The organism is Vagococcus martis (assembly GCF_002026305.1).
In the GTDB taxonomy this organism is placed as follows: Bacteria; Bacillota; Bacilli; order Lactobacillales; family Vagococcaceae; genus Vagococcus; species Vagococcus martis.
The window spans coordinates 2,060,001-2,080,171 of the sequence record NZ_MVAB01000001.1 but is presented as its reverse complement, the minus strand read 5'-3'; the positions used below and the strand labels follow the sequence as shown (position 1 = coordinate 2,080,171).

General features: G+C 32.6%; 18 protein-coding genes and 2 pseudogenes. 8 read left to right on the top strand and 12 right to left on the bottom strand.

The features are described 5' to 3' along the window. Positions 1 to 194: 194 nt before the first annotated feature. Positions 195 to 806, top strand: a complete 612-nt coding sequence (locus BW731_RS10120) for an FMN-dependent NADH-azoreductase (protein ID WP_079347863.1) — start codon at positions 195 to 197, stop codon at positions 804 to 806. A gap of 143 nt (positions 807 to 949) precedes the next feature. Here the strand turns inward: BW731_RS10120 and BW731_RS10115 are convergent, their stop codons facing one another. The 4 genes from BW731_RS10115 to upp all read right to left on the bottom strand — a co-directional run bounded on the left by BW731_RS10115 (position 950) and on the right by upp (position 4,414). Continuing rightward, complete coding sequence (locus BW731_RS10115) at positions 950 to 1,891, bottom strand: permease prefix domain 1-containing protein (protein WP_079347861.1); 942 nt, start codon at positions 1,889 to 1,891, stop codon at positions 950 to 952. Then, on the bottom strand, positions 1,888 to 2,220 hold the full coding sequence (locus tag BW731_RS10110) for a PadR family transcriptional regulator (RefSeq protein WP_079347859.1): 333 nt from the start codon (positions 2,218 to 2,220) through the stop codon (positions 1,888 to 1,890). The genes BW731_RS10115 and BW731_RS10110 overlap by 4 nt, the downstream gene beginning before the upstream one ends. A 121-nt stretch (positions 2,221 to 2,341) precedes the next feature. Next, positions 2,342 to 3,568 (bottom strand): hypothetical protein, encoded by a 1,227-nt coding sequence (locus BW731_RS10105; protein ID WP_079347857.1) that lies wholly within the window; start codon positions 3,566 to 3,568, stop codon positions 2,342 to 2,344. A 216-nt stretch (positions 3,569 to 3,784) separates the two neighbouring features. Next, positions 3,785 to 4,414 (bottom strand): uracil phosphoribosyltransferase, encoded by a 630-nt coding sequence (upp, locus tag BW731_RS10100; RefSeq protein WP_071457218.1) that lies wholly within the window; start codon positions 4,412 to 4,414, stop codon positions 3,785 to 3,787. Between the two features lie 558 nt (positions 4,415 to 4,972). On the opposite strand from upp, the gene BW731_RS13095 reads away from it, so the two are divergent. Beyond that, positions 4,973 to 5,386: a transposase gene (locus tag BW731_RS13095; RefSeq protein ID WP_079347853.1), complete on the top strand. Its 414-nt coding sequence runs from the start codon at positions 4,973 to 4,975 to the stop codon at positions 5,384 to 5,386. Here BW731_RS13095 and BW731_RS10085 read toward each other — a convergent pair. Continuing rightward, positions 5,314 to 5,475 (bottom strand): annotated as a pseudogene (locus BW731_RS10085) (transposase); the annotation flags it as partial. The gene BW731_RS13095 and the pseudogene BW731_RS10085 sit on opposite strands and share 73 nt — an antisense overlap. A gap of 171 nt (positions 5,476 to 5,646) precedes the next feature. On the opposite strand from BW731_RS10085, the pseudogene BW731_RS10080 reads away from it, so the two are divergent. Next, a pseudogene (locus BW731_RS10080) lies at positions 5,647 to 6,241 on the top strand (IS30 family transposase); the annotation flags it as partial. Between the two features lie 152 nt (positions 6,242 to 6,393). Here BW731_RS10080 and BW731_RS10075 read toward each other — a convergent pair. Together BW731_RS10075 and BW731_RS10070 are read right to left on the bottom strand one after the other, a co-directional pair. Continuing rightward, on the bottom strand, positions 6,394 to 7,338 hold the full coding sequence (locus BW731_RS10075; RefSeq protein ID WP_079347851.1) for an LCP family glycopolymer transferase: 945 nt from the start codon (positions 7,336 to 7,338) through the stop codon (positions 6,394 to 6,396). A 103-nt stretch (positions 7,339 to 7,441) separates the two neighbouring features. Continuing rightward, positions 7,442 to 8,614, bottom strand: coding sequence for a MalY/PatB family protein (locus BW731_RS10070; RefSeq protein ID WP_158080204.1), 1,173 nt, complete (start codon positions 8,612 to 8,614; stop codon positions 7,442 to 7,444). 162 nt (positions 8,615 to 8,776) lie between these two features. On the opposite strand from BW731_RS10070, the gene BW731_RS10065 reads away from it, so the two are divergent. The 3 genes from BW731_RS10065 to BW731_RS10055 all read left to right on the top strand — a co-directional run bounded on the left by BW731_RS10065 (position 8,777) and on the right by BW731_RS10055 (position 12,337). Continuing rightward, positions 8,777 to 9,013, top strand: coding sequence for a FeoA family protein (locus BW731_RS10065; RefSeq protein WP_079347847.1), 237 nt, complete (start codon positions 8,777 to 8,779; stop codon positions 9,011 to 9,013). Continuing rightward, positions 9,003 to 10,916 (top strand): ferrous iron transport protein B, encoded by a 1,914-nt coding sequence (gene feoB / locus BW731_RS10060; RefSeq protein ID WP_198931936.1) that lies wholly within the window; start codon positions 9,003 to 9,005, stop codon positions 10,914 to 10,916. The genes BW731_RS10065 and feoB overlap by 11 nt, the downstream gene beginning before the upstream one ends. Positions 10,917 to 11,059: 143 nt before the next feature. Beyond that, the gene (locus BW731_RS10055) at positions 11,060 to 12,337 is read left to right on the top strand and encodes an ISL3 family transposase (protein WP_079347843.1); all 1,278 of its coding nucleotides are present in this window, start codon (positions 11,060 to 11,062) and stop codon (positions 12,335 to 12,337) included. Positions 12,338 to 12,474: 137 nt separating this feature from the next. Here BW731_RS10055 and BW731_RS10050 read toward each other — a convergent pair whose 3' ends face one another. The 5 genes from BW731_RS10050 to BW731_RS10030 form a co-directional block, all read right to left on the bottom strand. Beyond that, positions 12,475 to 12,681 (bottom strand): heavy-metal-associated domain-containing protein, encoded by a 207-nt coding sequence (locus tag BW731_RS10050; RefSeq protein ID WP_079347841.1) that lies wholly within the window; start codon positions 12,679 to 12,681, stop codon positions 12,475 to 12,477. A 95-nt stretch (positions 12,682 to 12,776) separates the two neighbouring features. Then, positions 12,777 to 14,075, bottom strand: coding sequence for an asparagine--tRNA ligase (gene asnS, locus BW731_RS10045; RefSeq protein WP_079347839.1), 1,299 nt, complete (start codon positions 14,073 to 14,075; stop codon positions 12,777 to 12,779). Between the two features lie 24 nt (positions 14,076 to 14,099). Then, positions 14,100 to 15,287, bottom strand: a complete 1,188-nt coding sequence (locus BW731_RS10040) for a pyridoxal phosphate-dependent aminotransferase (RefSeq protein ID WP_079347837.1) — start codon at positions 15,285 to 15,287, stop codon at positions 14,100 to 14,102. A gap of 12 nt (positions 15,288 to 15,299) precedes the next feature. After that, positions 15,300 to 15,779 carry a cell wall elongation regulator TseB-like domain-containing protein gene (locus BW731_RS10035; protein WP_079347835.1) on the bottom strand — a complete coding sequence of 160 codons (480 nt, stop codon included), beginning with the start codon at positions 15,777 to 15,779 and terminating at the stop codon, positions 15,300 to 15,302. Between the two features lie 30 nt (positions 15,780 to 15,809). Continuing rightward, positions 15,810 to 18,503 (bottom strand): helicase C-terminal domain-containing protein, encoded by a 2,694-nt coding sequence (locus tag BW731_RS10030; RefSeq protein ID WP_079347833.1) that lies wholly within the window; start codon positions 18,501 to 18,503, stop codon positions 15,810 to 15,812. Positions 18,504 to 18,679: 176 nt separating this feature from the next. Here BW731_RS10030 and BW731_RS10025 point away from each other — a divergent pair, with 176 nt between their 5' ends. Then, positions 18,680 to 19,561 carry a hypothetical protein gene (locus BW731_RS10025; RefSeq protein ID WP_071456617.1) on the top strand — a complete coding sequence of 294 codons (882 nt, stop codon included), beginning with the start codon at positions 18,680 to 18,682 and terminating at the stop codon, positions 19,559 to 19,561. Between the two features lie 77 nt (positions 19,562 to 19,638). Further along, positions 19,639 to 20,013, top strand: a complete 375-nt coding sequence (gene gloA / locus BW731_RS10020; RefSeq protein WP_079347831.1) for a lactoylglutathione lyase — start codon at positions 19,639 to 19,641, stop codon at positions 20,011 to 20,013. The last annotated feature ends 158 nt before the right edge of the window (positions 20,014 to 20,171 follow it).

Below are 20,171 nucleotides of genomic sequence, written 5' to 3'. Positions count from 1 at the left end.
ACTTAAATTAATAATACTCGTTATTGATAACGGTTTCAAATCACTTTTTCTTAAGTCTCCTATAACTTTAAATAATAGGTTCACTCGTTTTTTTATATCTCTTTTAAAAAACCTTTGCTATTTTTCACAAAATACTTTATATTAATAATTACTGATAAATAATAAGTAAAATATAAATGAATAGAGGAAAAATTATGTCAAACGTATTAGTTATTAAAGCTCATCCACTAACAAAAGATGAATCACGTACTCTTACTGTACTTGATGCCTTCTTAACATCTTATGAAGAAAGTCATCCAAATGACACAGTCGAAATATTAGATGTGTATGAAAATCATATTCCAGAAATCGATAAAGATATTTTAACAGGTTGGGCTAATTTAAAAGATGGTAAAGAAATTAATGAGGTTCAAGCAAAAAAAATCGAACGATTTTCTGAACTGACTGAACAATTTCTGAACTCTGATAAAATTATCATTGCTAATCCTTTATGGAATTTAAATATCCCAACGAAACTAAAAGCATGGATTGATACGATTGTTGTCGCTGGAAAAACATTTAAATACACTGAAAACGGTAAAATGCCTTTAGCTCCAGGTAAAAAAATGTTACACATCCAAGCTAGTGGTGGCGTTCATTCTGGTGACGATACTTCATCAAAATTTGTTAAAGAAATTTTCAACTTTGTAGGGGTTGAAGAAACAGATGCTATTATTATCGAAGGGCTTGATTATCAGCCAGAAAAAGCAGATGAGATTCTTCAAGGAATTATCGAAAAAACAAAAGAATTAGCAAAACAATTTTAAACAAAAAAAGAGGCTGACCCAAAAGTCTTAAACATAGAAAAATCCCATGAAATCAGCTTATTAAAACACTGACTTCATGGGATTTCTATTTTGTTAGTTTAGTTATTTTCATTTAAAAAGTTACTTTTGGGTCAGCCTCTTTTTTATGCTCGTTTACTTAATGTATCTTGCAAAACACCACCTATTGGAAACACTATCCAACAAATAACCCATCCATCGAAGAAAAATCCCCATCCAAAAAAGAGTAATAAAATAATCATCCAATACAAAGACTCAAAGCGTTGGAAAAACTTCTGACGTTTGTATTCTTCATATGGCACATGTACTTCTAACCCATTATCTAATAAAAAATTATAACTTCCTTGGACATTTCCTGCATAGATAAAAAAGAAACAAGCAACTGCACCAAAAAGGAATAATAAACTTAATCCAATTGCTTCACCAAATCCTGAGAAAGAGCTAAATATAACTGAAAGAATAGATAGCATAGATAGTCCAATTCCTAAAATGATTGATAATATAAATGAACGATGATACTCCTCTTTAGCATTTTCTAATAACAACCGATCTTCTGACGTTAAAATAAAACCATTTTTCAAATTATTAAAGACAGATAATTTCATTCCCCCTATAGTAAAAAGAATCACTGCTGCTGTGATACTTAATACAAAAATAAAAAAAGGTATAGAAGATGATAATCGATTAATTAGAAAGAAAAAAGTACTTAAACCAATACCTAATGAAATGATCCCACTTCCAATCAACATCCCTGATAATCTTTTCGTTGCAAGATATTTTGTGATTACTGACTCAGATAACACTGGTAAATTAGGTGTAAAAAATTCTTGATTACCTCTATCGTCATTTTCTTCCACAGAGATTTCCAAAGACTCTAACAATTCATCTATCGTACCAAACTCAGCAATAACAGTTCCAAGTGCTTCATTTTCTGGTTTTCCTTCATCAATAAGTTCTATGTATTTTTCCTTCATATTCAATAAAATATCTTCTTTAATTGTTTGTAATTCAGCTGTTCGTGGTAAATTTACAAACATCGCATCCACATAATTTTCAATGACTTTCATAATAAATCCCCTCCTAAAAAGTTATCAATGACTTCTTTTGTTAAAGCCCACTCTTCTTTTTTTTCTAAATAATACTGCTTTCCTTCAGGTGTAATTTTGTAATACGTTCGCTTTTTTCCAAATGTTTCATTTCCTGGATAAGAGGTGATGTAGCCATTCTTTTTTAATCGATTAAAAGCAGAGTAAAGGGTGGTTTCTTTTATGATATATTTTTGATTACTTTGCTCTTTTATTTTTTTTGAAATCTCATAACCATAAGAATCTTCATCTATTAAAAGTGATAGTATTAATGGATCGTTATACCCACGGATGATGTCACTACTAATCATTCAATCACCTCATAAATTACTTTATCTATCGTAGTAAACACAGTCTATCATTTTTACTACGACTAATCAAGTAATTTTTAGCAAAAGAAAAAAACCGCCATAAAGACGGTTTTTATTTTGATTATTTTTCCTTGTAAAATGACATCGGCCATTTATCAAAGAATGTATTCATAAATAACATTGGCATCATATAAACAAATTGTCCACCTAAAACGCCTAACATTGGATGTTCTAGTCCTAAATGATTGCCACCAAATGGCCATAAATGCAATGTTTTAAGCCATAGTATTCCAAGTACAGACCCGACTGCTATAACGATAACTAATTGAATTAAGATACGTTTCCAAGTTGAAGGTACTAATTCTTTATTTGGGTAATCATCAAAATGATGATGCCATGTTAGCAACACATTAATAATTGTCAGTACAAATGATGCTACTGCTAAATCTGGGTCAATACCAACTTCTGTTGCAATTGGAGTTAATAGATTGCTTAGAATAGGTAACATGATAAAAGCTCCACCAACTGCAATGGCTAAACCAATCAATCCTGAAAATGGTTGACGAGTTGTAATCAGTTTTTGAGGGTATCCTTCCATTCCTTCTTCTGGTAATAAAAAGAAGAAGATAAATAATTGACACCAAGCAATGGCTGTTGACCATGATCCAAATGGCACTTGAGTAATCGCAACTCCATCAACTTGTAATTGGAAAAAACTTGGCACAATGAAAACTACCCAGTTAAATAAAGCTAGGAATAATCCTAAAAATAGTGTTCCAAACGACATTGACCAATTAGATTTACTATATTGGCTAAATGGGTATTTACCAAATAAACTAACTAAAGGAATTTGTGTCAATATCACTGATAAGGCAAAGAAATTGATTGCTGACCATCCCTTAATAGCTAGAAGTGCTTGTTGTTCACTTCTGGGTCTAAACAACACTTGCCAACTAAATGGTTCCCACCATAATCCTAAAAATGTAACAAATAAACTAAATCCAATAATTCCTACTAAAAATGCTAATAATGTATATCTAATACCTGTTTTTAAGTTACTTAGATTTCGTGAGTATTTTCCATAATTACCAAGGTTCAAACTAAACCAAACCCATGTAGAAATAACCATCCAAAAAAATGTTCCTTCCACAGATTCTTTAAAGAAATGTCCCTGAATTTCTGTTGGTAAGCTGCTAACTGCTTCTCCACCTACTAATCCAATAATCAACTGCCAAAAGTTAGACCAAATAATCCATCCCGCTGACGCAAATACGATTAAAAATATAACTGATACAACACCACTTAATAAAGGATTTTTAATCCTTTTCTCAATGACAATATTTTCCATAACCTTCTCCCTTGAGTTTATTTTGATTACAATCATTTGTATATATTTGCGCAAAATATAAGTTTAATTTATAATGATTTGCAACCGATTACAAGTTATAGAATATTATGGAATCTAATAGTTATTTTAATAGGTTTGTCCTATTGACAATAGAAAAAAGATTTTTTTTCACAAAAAAGAGACCAGAATATGTAGTCTGATCTCTTTTAAATCTTATTATTTTGTTCCAAATAAACGGTCACCAGCATCACCTAACCCTGGTACGATGTAACCTTCGTCATTTAATTTTTCATCTAAACCTGCTGTGTAGATATCTACATCAGGATGAGCTTCTTGTAAAGCTTTTACCCCTTCAGGAGCTGCTACTAAACAAACAAATTTAATATTTGTTGCACCACGACGTTTTAATAAGTCGATTGCCATGATTGCTGAACCACCTGTTGCTAACATTGGATCAACTACAAATAATTGTCTATCAGCAATATCTGCTGGTAATTTTACAAAATATTCAACTGGTTCTAGTGTGTCATGATCACGATACAAACCAACGTGTCCAACTTTTGCTGCTGGTATTAATTCTAACATACCATCAACCATACCAATTCCAGCTCTTAATATTGGGATAATCGCTACTTTCTTACCTGTTAACGTTTTTTGCACTGACGTTCCCATTGGTGTTTCAATTTCAATATCTTCTAAAGGCATATCGCGAGATACCTCGTAAGCCATTAGCATAGCAATCTCATCAACAACTTCTCTAAAAACCTTTGTTCCACAATTTTTCTCTCTGATAATTGTTAATTTGTGTTGAATTAACGGATGATCTATCACTTGAAATTTTCCCATAATGCGATTCTCCTTTAAATTTTATTCTTATCTATTGTAGCCGAAAAAAAGGGAATTGACTAGTCAATTCCCTAAAAATTTTGGCTCTATAATCTAAAAGATAACATATCAAGATTAATCATATCAAAAAAATGCTGAGAATAATAAATGATAATTTAGATTTAACTAGTATAGTAGATATTAACAGTAACTGAAAGAATACTTTAATTATCAAAAGGACTTATTCTCCTATTACCCTATCAAAACCTACCTATCATTTTAAAGTTAAAGAAACAACATTTCCATTGTAAAAATTGTAACCACAATTGGACTGCCCAATGCTCAATTGTTGAAAAAAATTGTCATATTAGTAGGCTTATCACCTTGAAGATATTAGAACTTCTAACTGAAAAAATGTCTATGACGTTAATCGCTAAAATGTGTCAAGTCTCGTTAACCACTGTTTTAAGGGTACTTAAGTCCGTTGAAACACAACTCCCTCACCAACTTATCCCCCTGTAGTTTCCTGAAGTTTTAAAGATAGATGAATTTAGATCACATGCTAGTAGAGAAGACAAGATGAGCTTTATTTGTGCCGATGGAAAAACAGGAGAATTAGTTTATATACTACCTAGTCGGAAATTAAACAAACTCACTGTTTATTTTAATCGTACGCCCTTAGAAGAACGACAGAAAGTAAAATTTCTAGTCACTGATATGAACGCTGCCTGTTTTCAATTGACTAAAAAAGTCTTTCCATCTGCCAATATCATCATCGATCGATTCCATGTTATAAAGCATTTAAATACTGCTTTTAATGAATTTAGGGTACGGGAAATGAAAGTATTGATTCGCCAAAAGAAAAAATCAGAGGCTAATAAACTGAAATCAAATTGGAAATTCCTTTTAAAAAATCAACGAATTATTTCAACGCCTTTTCTCTCACATAGCAGTCTTAGAATTTCTCCGATACTCTGTTTGTATTTTCCATAAATAATTTGTCGTCTGTATTTAGGTGCAAAAATGATATGATACTTACATTTCCATGTTGTGTGTGATAAACTTTGATTGTCCTTTTTCATAAGGAACCTCCTATATGATTGATATGTTGTGGTCGGGAAACCTAATCTTTCTTATCATTTTAGGAGGATTTTTTAATACCACGCTAAAAACTCTTTAGAACCACCCGCACAGCAGGTGGTTTTCAAAACATATAAACATACGTTATAAAACAATTGAAACGAGTAAAATAGACTATATATAATGTTTACAAAGCTTTTGACGAGGGGCTATCTGCACTAGATTACTATAAAAGATACAAAAATAATAAAAAAAATTGTGGCAGACGTCCTATTTCTTTATCTGATAATGAAATGGTTATAAAGAAAAAAGAGGCAAAAAAGCCTTTAAAAGAACCATCTACCAACGTAATAAAGACTATAGAAAGTGATTATTATGTTAAAACCAATAGGCAAACGAGCAATAGATATCGAAAATAGTTTAAAGAATTGGTTTAAAAAGTTTCCATGCCATCCATTTAAATCAATCACATTCGATTGTGGTAAAGAATTTTCTAATTGGAAATCAATCAGCAATCTAAATGATATTGATATTTATTTTGACGATTCAGGAACACCCTCAAAACGATTCTTAAATGAACGGTCTAATGGGTTATTACGTAAAGATGGATTGCCTAAACAAATGGACTTCAACAAAGTTAAGGAATCTTTTATCCAATCTATCGCATCTAAAAGACATAATATTCCTAGAAAATCATTAAACTATAAAACACCATTGGAAGTATTTTTGAGTTATGTAGACAATGATATTTTGTCTAGCTTAATTTGAAAAATAAAACAACTAAAAAAGATGATAAATCTGAGATTACTCTCATACTCATCATCTTATAAATTTAACTAATCGATACAATTTGACAAAAAGTCAAATTTTCAATTTACTTCATAATAATTAAATGACAAGAACTAGAACTACCCTTGTACTTACTGAAGTTGTGATTTAATCAAGTTTTGAACACGCACTAATTCTGTTTGAGGAATTTCTTGATAAGAAATGCCATCAATCATAACGCCTTCCCCTTGAAGTGTTTCACTCTGAACATTTTTAAAACTGTCACGATACTTCATGGCTATATCAAACATTTCTTCTGGTTCTAAATCTGTCTTCATATTATTTTCAATTGCTTTTAAAATATCTTTGTACCGTTTAACCCCTGTAAAACCTAATACTTTATTGGCAATGGCTTCGATGACTTGCTGTTGACGCGCTTGACGTCCATAATCACCATTAGGATCTTCATATCGCATACGAGTATAGGCAAGTGCTTCTTCACCGTTTAATTTGATTGGACCTTTTTTAAATGTCATACCATCTTGCTTAAATTCAAATTTGTTTGTGACCTCTACTCCATCAACTGCATTGACCAAGTCTTCAAATCCCATCATATTGATCCAGACATAATGATTTAATTTCATATCTAACAAATTGTCTACTGTATCCATCGCCATTTTGGCTTGACCATACGCATAAGCATGAGCCACTTTTTCAACCGTATCATGTCCGACAATCTCTGTTCTTGTATCACGCGGAATACTAATCAATGTCGTTTTCTTTTCTTTAGGATTAACTGTTGCCACAAGCATTGTATCAGAACGTCCCACATCATTACGTCCAAAATCACCTGTATCTATTCCTAAAAGTAATACTGAAAACGGTTGACCTTCTTGAATATTTTTATCATCAGGTCGTCCTTCGACTGGTGCACTTACTTTGTTTGCAACATCTTTTACATCAAAATAAGTTTTAGCTAAGAAAATGCCTGTTCCTGCCAAAATCACAAGTAAAATTGTCAATAAGGCAATTACCGTTTTTTTTAATCCACTTGATTTCTTTTTTACTTTTTTATGTCTTCTTGAATTATTATCCATTACGCATCTCCCAAACTTACCAGATTTATAACACTAATTCTACCATATTGACTAATATAATTCTTGGTGTTTTAGGGAAACCTTAAATAAATTTTAAAAATTACTAATTTTTTAGCGCTTTTTCTAAACCCGTCACGGCTAATTCAATATTTTTTGGATGAGTTGCAAGATTAATTCTAATAAATGTTCCAGTATTTTCACCAAACCATTCACCGTAATCTATCGCTATTTTAGCCTTTTCTTGCATAACTTCTTTCATTTTGTCTTGTGTAATATACGCGGACAAATCAATCCAAGTTAAATAAGTTCCTTGTTTTTCATAAACAGTCGCTTCTGGTAATAATTCATTTAACCGTGTTTTCATCAACTCAAAATTTCCATCGATTGTCTTATTCAGTTCATTTAACCACTGTTTTCCGTACTCGTAACTTGTTTGTGTAGCAATAACTCCCATCAAACTTGTTGGATTACTAATTATCGTCTTGATAAATTCATCATATCTTGCTCTTAAATCAGTTGATGGAATAAAAATATGCGAATGAAGTAAACTCGCTAAGTTAAATGATTTTGATGCAGCATTCACCACAATCAATTTATCAAAATTAACACCCTCTACCCCTAAATAACTAGTAAACGTATGACCTTTTGCTATAAAATCTTGATGAATCTCATCTGAAATCAATAAGACATCATATTTTTGACAAATGTCAGATACAATATTTAATTCTTCAACTGTCCACACACGTCCAACTGGATTATGTGGCGAACAAAAAATTAACGCTTTGACGTTTTCTTTTTTTATTTTTTCTTCCATCTCTTCATAATTAATCTCATATCTACCTTGATTAATCACCAAATCAGATGTCACTAGTTTGCGTTTATTATCATTAACCACGTCATAGAACGGGTAATATACTGGTGAAAAAATCATGACAGCTTCTTGTTCTTTTGTAAAACATTGAATTAAGTAATGCAGTGAATTGACTACACCTGTCGTAAAACGTAACCAATCTTTTTCAACTTCAACATTGTGCTGGTTTTTTTGCCAAGATTTCACTGCTTGGTAATATGAATTAGGTACGACAGAATAACCAAACACACCATGATTGATTCTGTCCATCATTTTATTTTGAACCTCTTCAGGAATTTTAAAATCCATATCTGCTACCCACAAAGGAAGTAGTCCTTCACTTCCAAAACGTTCTGTAACCCCATCCCATTTTAATGAGTCTGTTTGATGACGATCAACATAATACTTATCATAAAAATTTGTCATGTCTTTTTTGCACTCCTTTTTTAGGTAATATCTCATTCTATCATATATCACAATCAATAAAAAAGTAGTTATTTTTATACCATAACAGAAAGGGTTGATTAAACTATAAATTAGGTTTAAAATAAAGTTAAATTAGGTAAACCTAAAAAAGGAAGCGAGATTATGAAAACTTTATTAAATTTAAACCTTAATGACCAAGCAACTATTTCTCACATCTCTCATCCAGATGCAGATATGAAACAACGACTATATGACTTAGGTTTCTATCCTGGAACAACTGTCAAAAAATCACTAATCAGTCCAAAAAGTGATCCGATTGCTTACCGTTTGAGAGGAACAACTATTGCATTAAGAAATTCTGATGCACAATATGTGGAGGTATATAGCGATGACAACTGAAGAAAAAGAAATCTTTGTTATTGATCACAAAAAAGAATCTGATGTTGTGATTACATTAGCTGGAAACCCTAACGTGGGTAAAAGCTCAGTTTTTAACGAACTAACTGGACTAAGACAACATACTGGAAATTGGCCTGGAAAAACCGTTGATTTAGCTCAAGGACGAACTGAATTTGAGGGACAAGGATTTATTTTGGTCGATTTACCTGGTACCTATTCCCTATCAGCTCACTCAGCTGAAGAAGAAATCGCACGAGATTTCATTCAATCAAATGAATCCCAAGCAACTATCGTTGTCTGTGATGCAACAAGTCTAGAGCGAAATCTAAATCTAGTGTTACAAATCATGCAACTGACACCAAACGTTATTGTGTGTGTCAACTTACTAGATGAAGCCAAAAAGAAAAAAATCCATATTAATTTAGAAAAACTACAAGAATTACTTGGTGTACCAGTCGTTGGAACATCTGCTGTAAAAAAACAAGGTCTTGATACATTAATGGAAAAAACAAAAGGAGTCATTGATGGTGACATTACATCAAATCCATTTATGATGGAAGCTTTGCAACAAATTCATGCTGATAAAGAAACTGAAACACTAGCGATTGTTGATAGAGCAAGTGTCATTGCAAAAGAAGTCACGATATTTGAAGATAAAAACTTCGATTTAAAAGACCAAAAATTGGATAAGCTTCTCACACAAAAAAGCACTGGTATTCCTATTATGATTTTATTATTAATGCTTATCTTTTGGTTTACGATTGAAGGAGCGGATGGTCCTTCAGATTTTCTAGCTGATAATTTTGACAAATTTGGCAATTGGCTTATGGTGATTACAACGAGTTGGGGTATCCCACATATTATACGTGATGTGTTGATTAATGGCGTGTATAAAGTTTTATCAACTGTTGTTGCAGTGATGTTGCCACCTATGGCTATTTTCTTTCCATTGTTCACATTATTAGAAGACTTTGGTTACTTACCTCGTGTTGCATTTAACTTAGATAAGCATTTCCAAAAAGCCGGAGCATGTGGAAAACAAGCATTAACCATGTGTATGGGATTCGGTTGTAACGCTGCCGGTGTTGTTGGGGCTAGAATCATTGATTCTCCTAGAGAAAGACTTATTGCCATTATTACAAATAATTTTGTACCATGTAACGGTCGATTTCCTATTTTGATTACCGTTATCACCGTCTTCTTTACAGGAGGAGCGGTTGGACTCCTTGGCTCAATCAAATCAGCAGCATTTTTAACTGGAGTTATTTTACTTGGTGTGTTTACCACTATTTTTGTCTCACGTTTATTATCAAAAACTATCTTAGAAGGTATACCCTCTTCTTTCACTTTAGAATTACCACCTTATAGAAAACCGCAAGTGGGACAAGTTATTGTTCGCTCAATTTTTGACAGAACATTATTTGTTTTATGGCGTGCTATTATTGTTGCAGCACCGGCTGGTTTAATTATTTGGGTATTAGCCAATGTATCAATCGGAGATCAATCTATTTTACAAAGTGTCACAGGGTTTATTGATCCTTTTGCTCGACTTATGGGATTAGATGGTACTATTTTAATGGCCTTTATCTTGGGACTACCTGCTAATGAAATTGTTATTCCGATTATGATTATGGGTTACATGGCAACTGGTACTATTACAGACTTTAGCTCACTAGATCAATTCAGACAACTTTTATTAAGTAATGGTTGGACTTGGTTAACAGCTATGAATGTCATTTTATTTACTCTTTATCATTGGCCATGTTCTACTACTCTTCTTACAATTTATAAAGAAACAAAAAGTAAAAAATGGACGTTCGCTTCATTTATTATTCCAACTATCATTGGTGTTGGTATTACGATGTTAACAACTGCTATAGCACATCTCTTTCATTTAGTTTAATACAAAAAAACGGCTGTACACTAAATCGTGTTGATAGATTAAATTCTATCAATGCGATTTTTTGTTTTAGGCATAGAAAAAGGGGCATTCTTATTGGTAAAATTAAGTCGTCTATAACTAACATTACAAAGGAGAATACCCCTATGGATAATAATACAAGAAAACTACTCAATTTAACAGATGATTCTCTTATTTTTAATGAGGATTGGTTGTCTCGCGAAGCGAGAAATAACCGCTCAGTTAATATGATTATAGGAAGATTAGTGAATAAAGATAAGCAATGTAAGAAATGTGGATTTGATCAATCCGTTAAAAACGGAACGTATCAAACCATTAGTCAATTGCCTGAAGTTGAACGTCGTCCAACTTATCTGAAACTTCACAGAGAGCGTTACCTTTGTAGAAACTGTGGATCAACTTTCAGTGCTTCTACTTCTCTAGTAGATGACTATTGTCAAATTTCTAAACAGCTTAAATACCAAATTGCTTTTGACTTAAAAGATAATCGATCACGTAAAGAAATTGCAGAATGTCACAGTGTCTCTGAAAACACTGTTAAACGTGTGTTAGTATCATTTACCAATAACCAGCAACCGAATTTTAACTTCTTGCCCACGGCTCTTTGTGTAGATGAGTTTAGCTCTACTTCTGATTGTCATGCTGGAATGAGCTTTATTTGTGCTGATGCGACATCTAAAAAAATAATCGATATCTTACCTGATAAAAGATTACATAAGTTGGTTTCTTACTTTATGAAGTATTCCAGAAAATCACGTTTAAAAGTAAGATTTTTGGTCATGGACATGAATGCAAGTTACGGTCAACTATTAAAAACAGTCTTTCCAAACGCCGAAATCGTCACAGATCGATTTCATATTATTCAACATATTAACCGATCTTTCAACACCTTAAGAATAAAAGAAATGAATCAACTAAAACGCCACAATCAAGAGGAAGGAAAGCAGTATCGAAGATTAAAGCGTTATTGGAAACTCCTTTTAAAGGACAGTTTTGAATTAAACTATAAACACTTTTATTATCGTCCTTTATTCAAGAGAAATATGTCATCTACCGAATTGGTAGATGAGTTACTTTCTTATAGTTCTCTATTAAAAAAAGCGTATCATTTTATCCAAGAATTAAAGTATGCTTATAGAACCAACGATTATGTCTTATTTTTAGAGTTATGTTCAAAGATACCTGTTGAATTACCAAAGTATTTTAAAGATAAATTCAAGATATTTGGTAAGTTTTCCCAAGGAGTTATGAATGCCTTTAAATACTCCTATTCAAATGGTTTCTTAGAAGGCATTAACAATAAAATTAAAGTGATTAAACGTGTTGCCTATGGCTATCGAAACTTTCTACTATTCAAACGACGTATCTTTTTGATTCAAAATCAAGTTTTTCAGGTTAAATAAAAAAGCGAGAGAATTTCTTCCCTCACTTCAATTAATTCTATTTTATTTTTGAGACTTTTTCATCAATATTATTGTCCATCAACACGATTTGACATAGAGCCAAAAAAATTCGACTGATAATTCAGCCGAATTTTTATTTAGATAGTAGCCGTAAAACCTAAGTCTTCAATTCTATTAACTAAGTCATTAATTGCCACTTTTGATTCGTCAAATGCAACGTCAGCTTCTTTGTTTTCTAATGACACATCCACATTACTCACGCCATTTATTTCTGACAAACCTTTTTCAATACGAGCAGAACAATGACCACAGTTCATGCCTTCAATTGCTATTTTCTGTTTCATGTTACTCACCTCTTCTAATTAGTTAGTGTAAGCGTATGTCTTTTTTTACCTGTTGTCAAACAAAAAAGCCCCTTTAAAAGGAGGCTTGTTTTGTTTTATGGGTAAATACGGTGTAATAAACGTGGGAATGGACTTGCTTCACGAACATGTTCGATTCCACATACCCATGTTACAGTTCTTTCTAATCCTAGACCAAAGCCAGAATGAGGAACAGCACCATATTTTTGTAAATCTAAATACCATTCATAGTCTTTACGATCTAAACCATCTTTTTCGATTTCAGATAATAAATACTCATAACCAATGGCACGTTCACTACCACCAATAATTTCGCCATATCCTTCTGGAGCGATTAAGTCGGCACGAATCACAACATCATCTCTTGTTGGATGTGGTTTCATGTAGAATGGACTCATTGATTTTGGATAGTTCAAGATGAATACTGGTTTTTCAAAATGGTTAGCGATAAATGTTTCATGTGGTGAACCAAAATCATCACCCCAAGTAATATCTTCAAATCCATTTTGTTGTAATAATTCCACTGCTTCATCATAAGAAATACGTGGAAATGGTAATTCTGTGTATTTTCTTAATAAGTCTTTATCACGTTTTAAAACGTCTAAAGCATAGTCACAGTTTTCTAATACTTTTTCAATCATAAATGCCACATATTGCTCTTGAATTTCTAAACTTCCTTCTTGATCAACAAAGGCCATTTCAGGTTCCATCATCCAAAACTCAGTTAAATGACGACGAGTTTTTGATTTTTCAGCACGGAATGTTGGCCCAAAAGAAAATACTTTTCCAAAAGCCATTGCTGCTGCTTCAAGATATAATTGACCTGTTTGTGACAAGTATGCTGGAGAACCAAAATAGTCTGTTTCAAACAATTCAGTTGTTCCTTCTGGCGCGCTACTTGTTAAGATTGGTGGATCAATCTTGATAAAACCACGATCATTGAAAAATTCGTATGTTGCACGAATTAACTCATTTCTTACTTGCATAATGGCATGTTGCTTTGATGAACGTAACCATAAATGACGGTGATCCATTAAAAAGTCTGTTCCGTGTTCTTTTGGTGTGATTGGGTAATCATGACTTTCTCCGACTACTTCAATACCTTGGATACCAATTTCATACCCAAATTTTGAACGTGTGTCTTCTCTAATTTCACCCGTTACGATAACTGATGTTTCTTGGTTTAAACTTTTTGCTAATTCAAAGACTTCTTCGCCTACTTCATTTTTTACCACAACACCTTGGAAGTATGCTGAACCATCTCTTAATTGTAAGAAAGCTATTTTTCCGCTTGAGCGTTTATTGGCAACCCATGCACCAATTTTAACAACTTCCCCAACATGTTTTTTTGAATCAATAATGTTTATTGTCTCCACTTTGGCACCCCACTAATTTTTCTATTAAATTCGTTTACTATCAATGAATTCGTTTATTTGTCTAATGGCTTGAGTTAATGTATCCATGTCTGTTGCATAACTAATTCTGACATGATGACTTGTTCCAAACGCTTCACCAGTGACAACTGCAACATGTGCTTCTTCAAGTAAGTCGTTCACCCAATTCGTTACATTATCATACCCACACATATCGAGTGTTTCTTTGATATCTAAATATAGATAAAAAGCCCCTTGAGGTTTTTCTACACGAACCCCTGGTATTTCTTGAACTAATGGGAAAATGTCATTTAATCGTGTTTCAAATGTTTGTCTCATTTCTTCCACGATAGCTTGACTTCCACTTAATGCTTCAATTGCTGCATATTGACTCACAGCTGCAGGATTTCCTGTTGATTGTGAAATTACTTTTGACACTTGTGCTGCAATTTCTTTATCACATAACGCATAACCTATTCGCCAGCCAGTCATTGCATAAGCTTTAGAAACACCATTAACGACAATTGTTTGTTGCTTAATTTCATCAGACAAACTCACAATTGATGTAAATACATTACCATTATAAACTAGTTTCGCATAAATATCATCGGCAATTATATAAATGTTATTTGAAACTGCCCACTCCCCGATTTTTTGCAACTCTTCTGCTGTATAAATCGATCCAGTCGGGTTTGATGGTGAATTGAGAATGATTGCTTGTGTTTTGGGTGTTCTAGCTTGTTCTAATTCTTCTACTGTCAAACGGTAATGGTTATCCTGTGTTGTCTCGACAAATACTGGTGTTCCATCTGCTAATTCCACTTGGGCACTATAACTCACCCAATATGGTGTAGGAATAATCACTTCATCCCCTGGATCTAATAACGTTTGAAATAACGCATAAAGAACAAACTTTGCACCGGACCCGACAAATACTTCATTCATCTGATAAGTAATGCCATAATCTTCACGTGTTCTATCTATGATAGCTTGTTTTAAGTCAGGTAAACCTGTTGCTGGCGTATAAAAACTTGATGATCCATTATCGATTGATTTTATCGCTGCGTTTTGTATTGATTTGGGTGTTGAAAAATCCGGTTCCCCAATCGTTAAATTAAGAACATTTACACCTTGGTCTTTTAGTGCTTTGGCTTTTGCTGCTGCTTGCAATGTTGCTGATTCTTTTAGACTGCTTACTTTTTTTGAAAACCCCATTTTTTCATCCCCTTAAATTTTTAATGCTCCTTCTTCAATCTTTCCAGAATAGAAATCAACTAAGTAATAAACCAAATGGTCATCTTTACTTTCGGCCGTAATTTCCCATACAGGTTCATCTTTAAACAATCCTAAAGATGCTTTTTTAATTTTCTTTGTCTCCTTGGTATCAAGAACCGCTTGGATAGCATCATCTTGGTTAATCCCTTTATTAGCATAAACAACAAGAGCCTCTTTACCATTTTCAGGAATCATGACTATTTTTTCTTCGTTCTTGTCGTCTTTACCAATTACGCTATATGTATTTTCCTGTCTAGTAAACCAATAAAACTCCTCAACTTTATTGATATGACCTAAATTTTTGGCAATCTCTACTGCTTGGCGCTTAGTTGAACGGTATGTTGCAGTTGACTGATACATTACTACACTTATAATGACAATAATCGCAATTAACGTTATCGTCAAATATTTTATGACTCTGTTTTCACGCATGCTTCTATCTCCTATGTCTCATTTTTACGCCTAACTCTCTTTTTCTAAAAATAGTTTACTTTCTTTCAATAACTCTGGCAATGTTACCGTATGAATTGATAATGCTTGCGGCAAATAAGAACAGAGAATGTCGCTGTAACGACTATTGACCAAACGATTATCTAATAAAACTAAAATCCCTCGATCTTGTGGACTGCGCAACAATCTGCCAATTCCTTGTCTTAGTTTAATCCCTGCTTGAGGCAATGCATCCTCATAAAACGGATTTCCTCCTTGTTGTTCAATGTATTGATACCTTGCTTGAACAATTGGACGATTTGGTGGGTCAAATGGCAACTTCGTCATCACAACAATATTAATCGACCGCTGACTAAAATCCATGCCTTCCCAAAAACTATTTGCCCCTAAAATAATGCATTTATTTCCTTGATTAATCTTTTTTAGTATTTTTTCTTTTGTTCCTGATATCCCTTGAGCTAATACTAACACATCTCGTTGATTAAAATAATCTGTTAACTGCTTATGTACTGCTTCAAGTAATTGATGAGATGTAAATAAAACGAGCATCGTTTGTTCATGTGTTTCAAATAAGTTTTTAACCGACTGACTAATGCGTTTTGAGAAATCATTTGTCGATTTAATCGAATGATAGTTTACATCATTTAATAAAAACAAACAGGCTTGATTTTTATAGTCAAATACTGATGGCAATGTTTTCTTCTGCACATCTTCTAAGCCAAGTTTACGCTCTAAAAAGTTCGAGTCATTATCTAATTGAAGACTACCACTTGTATAAATGATTTTTTTAGCTTGAGTGTACCAATTATATTGACCAATAGATAAATCCGAGAAATTAATCATAGACAATATCACATGCTTTTTTTTCGTACTAATCCATTTAACTAATGCTTCATCATAATCATAAAAGAATGATTTAAACAGTTGATACATCTCAATCACATGTTCCATTGTATGAAAGAATTCTTTTTCATTTAGAGATAACTCTTTCTTTTTCTCTAGTTTTAAGTTTTGCGATAACTCACTAAGCTCTCGTAACATCACATTAATCTGCTGGATATATCGTTTAACAACTGGAACTTGCTTAAAAAAAGCCAGTACATCAATCAATTGCTCCTCTTTTTTATGAAACAAATCAAAATACGTCACCATGCTTTCTTCAAGCCAATCAAGTGATTCCCTTAACTCCTTGCAGATGTCACTCATCATCAAGGCATTTTTTAGACGTTTATCATGTGTCTCCCCCATAAGCATTGAGACTTCAATCAAGTGATTCAATTCAAATACAAAGGAAGATAACGACAGTTGTTTAGTTGATATTGTTTCAATTAAACTAGGGAGTTGATGTGCTTCGTCTATGATCACCGTCTCTAAATCTGGCAAAAAGCGTTCCTTCTTCTGACTATCAGAAAATAAAAACGAATGATTGACGATAATAAAATCAGCAAATTGACATCTATCTGTTAAGTAATGATAAAAGTCTTCTTCAAAAAAGATAGAGGATTCAATTAATTCTTTTTGCCCAGTATGTTGAACTTGTTGGTAAAACACATTGTTCTTAATGACATTTACTTCATCCAAATCTCCTGTATTTGTCTCTAACAGCCAAACTAATACAGCCATCTGACAGATTGCATAACTTTTTTGTCCTAATGGTAAATCCAATGTCTGCCTAAAGGCATGTAAACTTAAATAATGAGAGGTACTTTTTACCACGACACCTTGTTTTGAAGTCTTAACTAAATCATTTAATAAAGGAATATCCTGATGTTCTATCTGATTTTGCAATAAAATCGTGGAAGTCGAGATAAGCTTTTGTTCAGGTTTCGTTTCAAACGTTAAAGGATATAAGTAACCCATTGTTTTTCCCGTGCCAGTTTCAGCTTCGATAAATAAGTTTTTACTTTCATTGTCTTCAGTCAAAAACTGGTGGATATCCTCAGCCATCTCTCGTTGCGTATTTCTTAAAATACCAAGTTCACTTGAAAATGACTTCCCTACTTTTCTATCCTGATAGCGATACGCTCTATCTTTTTTCTTAATAGCAATGCCATCTATTACAACGACCCCTTCTAAGTTATTCTGTTTAGTCTCGTAGCCTTCATTTAAGATCATACTAAAGACTTCTTGATTATTAACCCCTAAATTAACTGACAGCAATTGAAGTGTCTCCTTCGTTACTAAAGGCAATGTCCTTAATTTATCAAGCATCTTAATAAAACCTTGTGCTGTGACATAAGCATCACTTAATGCTTGATGAGGATTAGTATGTTCTATGGACATTTCCGACGCCATATCGCTCACTCTAAAGCCATTAGAAGTTGGAAATAAAACTTGAAACAACTCCACTGTATCAATACAAGGACTAGTAAGTGGTGAAACTCCAGCACGAACTAGCTCACTATTTAAAAAATTAAAATCGAAAAAGACATTGTGTGCCACAAATGCACAGCCATCAAGTAATTGTTTAATCGTAAAAGCAACATCTTCAAAGTATGGCGAATTTGCCACATCTTTATTTGAAATACCTGTTAATTCCGTTATATGCTTAGGTATTGAGCGTAGTGGATTAATATCAATCGACAGTTGATTTACAATTTGCTGATTCTCTATAATTACACAGGCAAATTGAATAATTTTATCTGTTTGTTGATTCGTGCCAGTTGTTTCAATATCAACAATGGCAAATAAATTGGATGCTTCCATTACCCCAATTCCTTTCCTTTTTTACTTACCTATGTATTATACTATATTCTATTAATAAGTCATCAGATAAAAACACTATAAAAAATTATCAGATAGGTTTGTTTTAAATATCAAACTATGGTTAAATATAATTATGTTAGTTTATCACTTTGTATATAGAAAGGTATCTAAGGCATATGAAGCATTTGAAAACAATTGGATTTAGTATTATTGTCATTTGGATTATTGCATTATTTATAACCTATACACCTAGCTTCTTTTGGTTTGCCTATCTTTTTATTTCAGCGCTAGCAATGCTCTTAGCGTGTACTCTTATTATCTACTTAAATCCAGATATTTATTATGACATTACAAAGTTTTTTTCAAATATATTTCGTCAATCAGTTACTGATTATATCAATGACAATGATGATGATAACGAAGATGACTATTACATTGTTCCTAGTAAAAGAAAAAAAAGAAAGAAACGTAAAAAGAAAAAACATTATGATGTTACCTCTTTAAGGCAAAGAAAAGATACGCATTCAGATTTTATGATTATTAATACATCTTCTGCCAATATCAGACACAAAGAATATTTACACACAACTATTCCAGAAATAATAAAGCCAGAAAAGCAACAAATACTATTTGAAACAATTTTAAAATTAAAAGAAGATCGATTCTTCTCTAGCTTATATGCTGGACTAACAGAAGACGATTTAATCAATAACTACAATGAGTACCGTTATCGTAAAATTTATGAGCTTTACGATAACATTATTCCTAATACTTATGCCAAGATGCTCTATGATCCAAAATCACATACTAATAGACTGAGCATATTTATCCCGAATAAAACAAATCAAGACTCTGATTTTAATTTAGGTTTTATTTCAATTGAGGACAGCTATAAATCAGATATTTTAATCAATAAATACACAAATATTCAAGTTATTCCTACTATTTTAGGTGGAACCTACAAAGAAGTATATAAAGATGATGAGAATAATATTCGTGTAAAAACGGACTTTACACCATACGAACTCACCGTATCACTAGCTTTCTATAATATTTAACGGTTCAAAAAACTAGAAAAGACCTATCTTACATGTTAGTATTAAGATAATCTACTAGAAAAGGATGGATGAATATTATGAAAATGGCTCATACATGTGTACGAGTAAAAGATTTAGATGCTTCTTTAGATTTCTATAAAAAAGCATTTAACTTTGAAGAATCTCGCAGAAGAGACTTCCCAGAAAACAAATTTACATTAGTTTACTTAACATTACCAGGAGATGCTTATGAGTTAGAATTAACTTATAATTATGACTCTGAAGCATATGATTTAGGAAATGGATACGGACATATTGCCATCTCAACTGATGATTTAGAAGGACTACATGCTCAGCATAAAACTGAAGGATTTAATGTTACTGAATTAAAACATTTACCTAACGTTCCACCTTCTTACTACTTTATTATTGATCCAGATGGATACAAAATAGAAGTTATTCGCGAAAAATAAAGACTTTTTGTCAACTACTGTTTGTAAGGATTAATACGTTAGAATTTAAGATCTAGAAAGCATTTAGTTTTCTAGATCTTTTTTGGTGATGGAAAGGCAGATTCTTTTGGCTCTATAATTTCTACTGTTGGTAACACAAGTTACCGATAGTTTTTTGT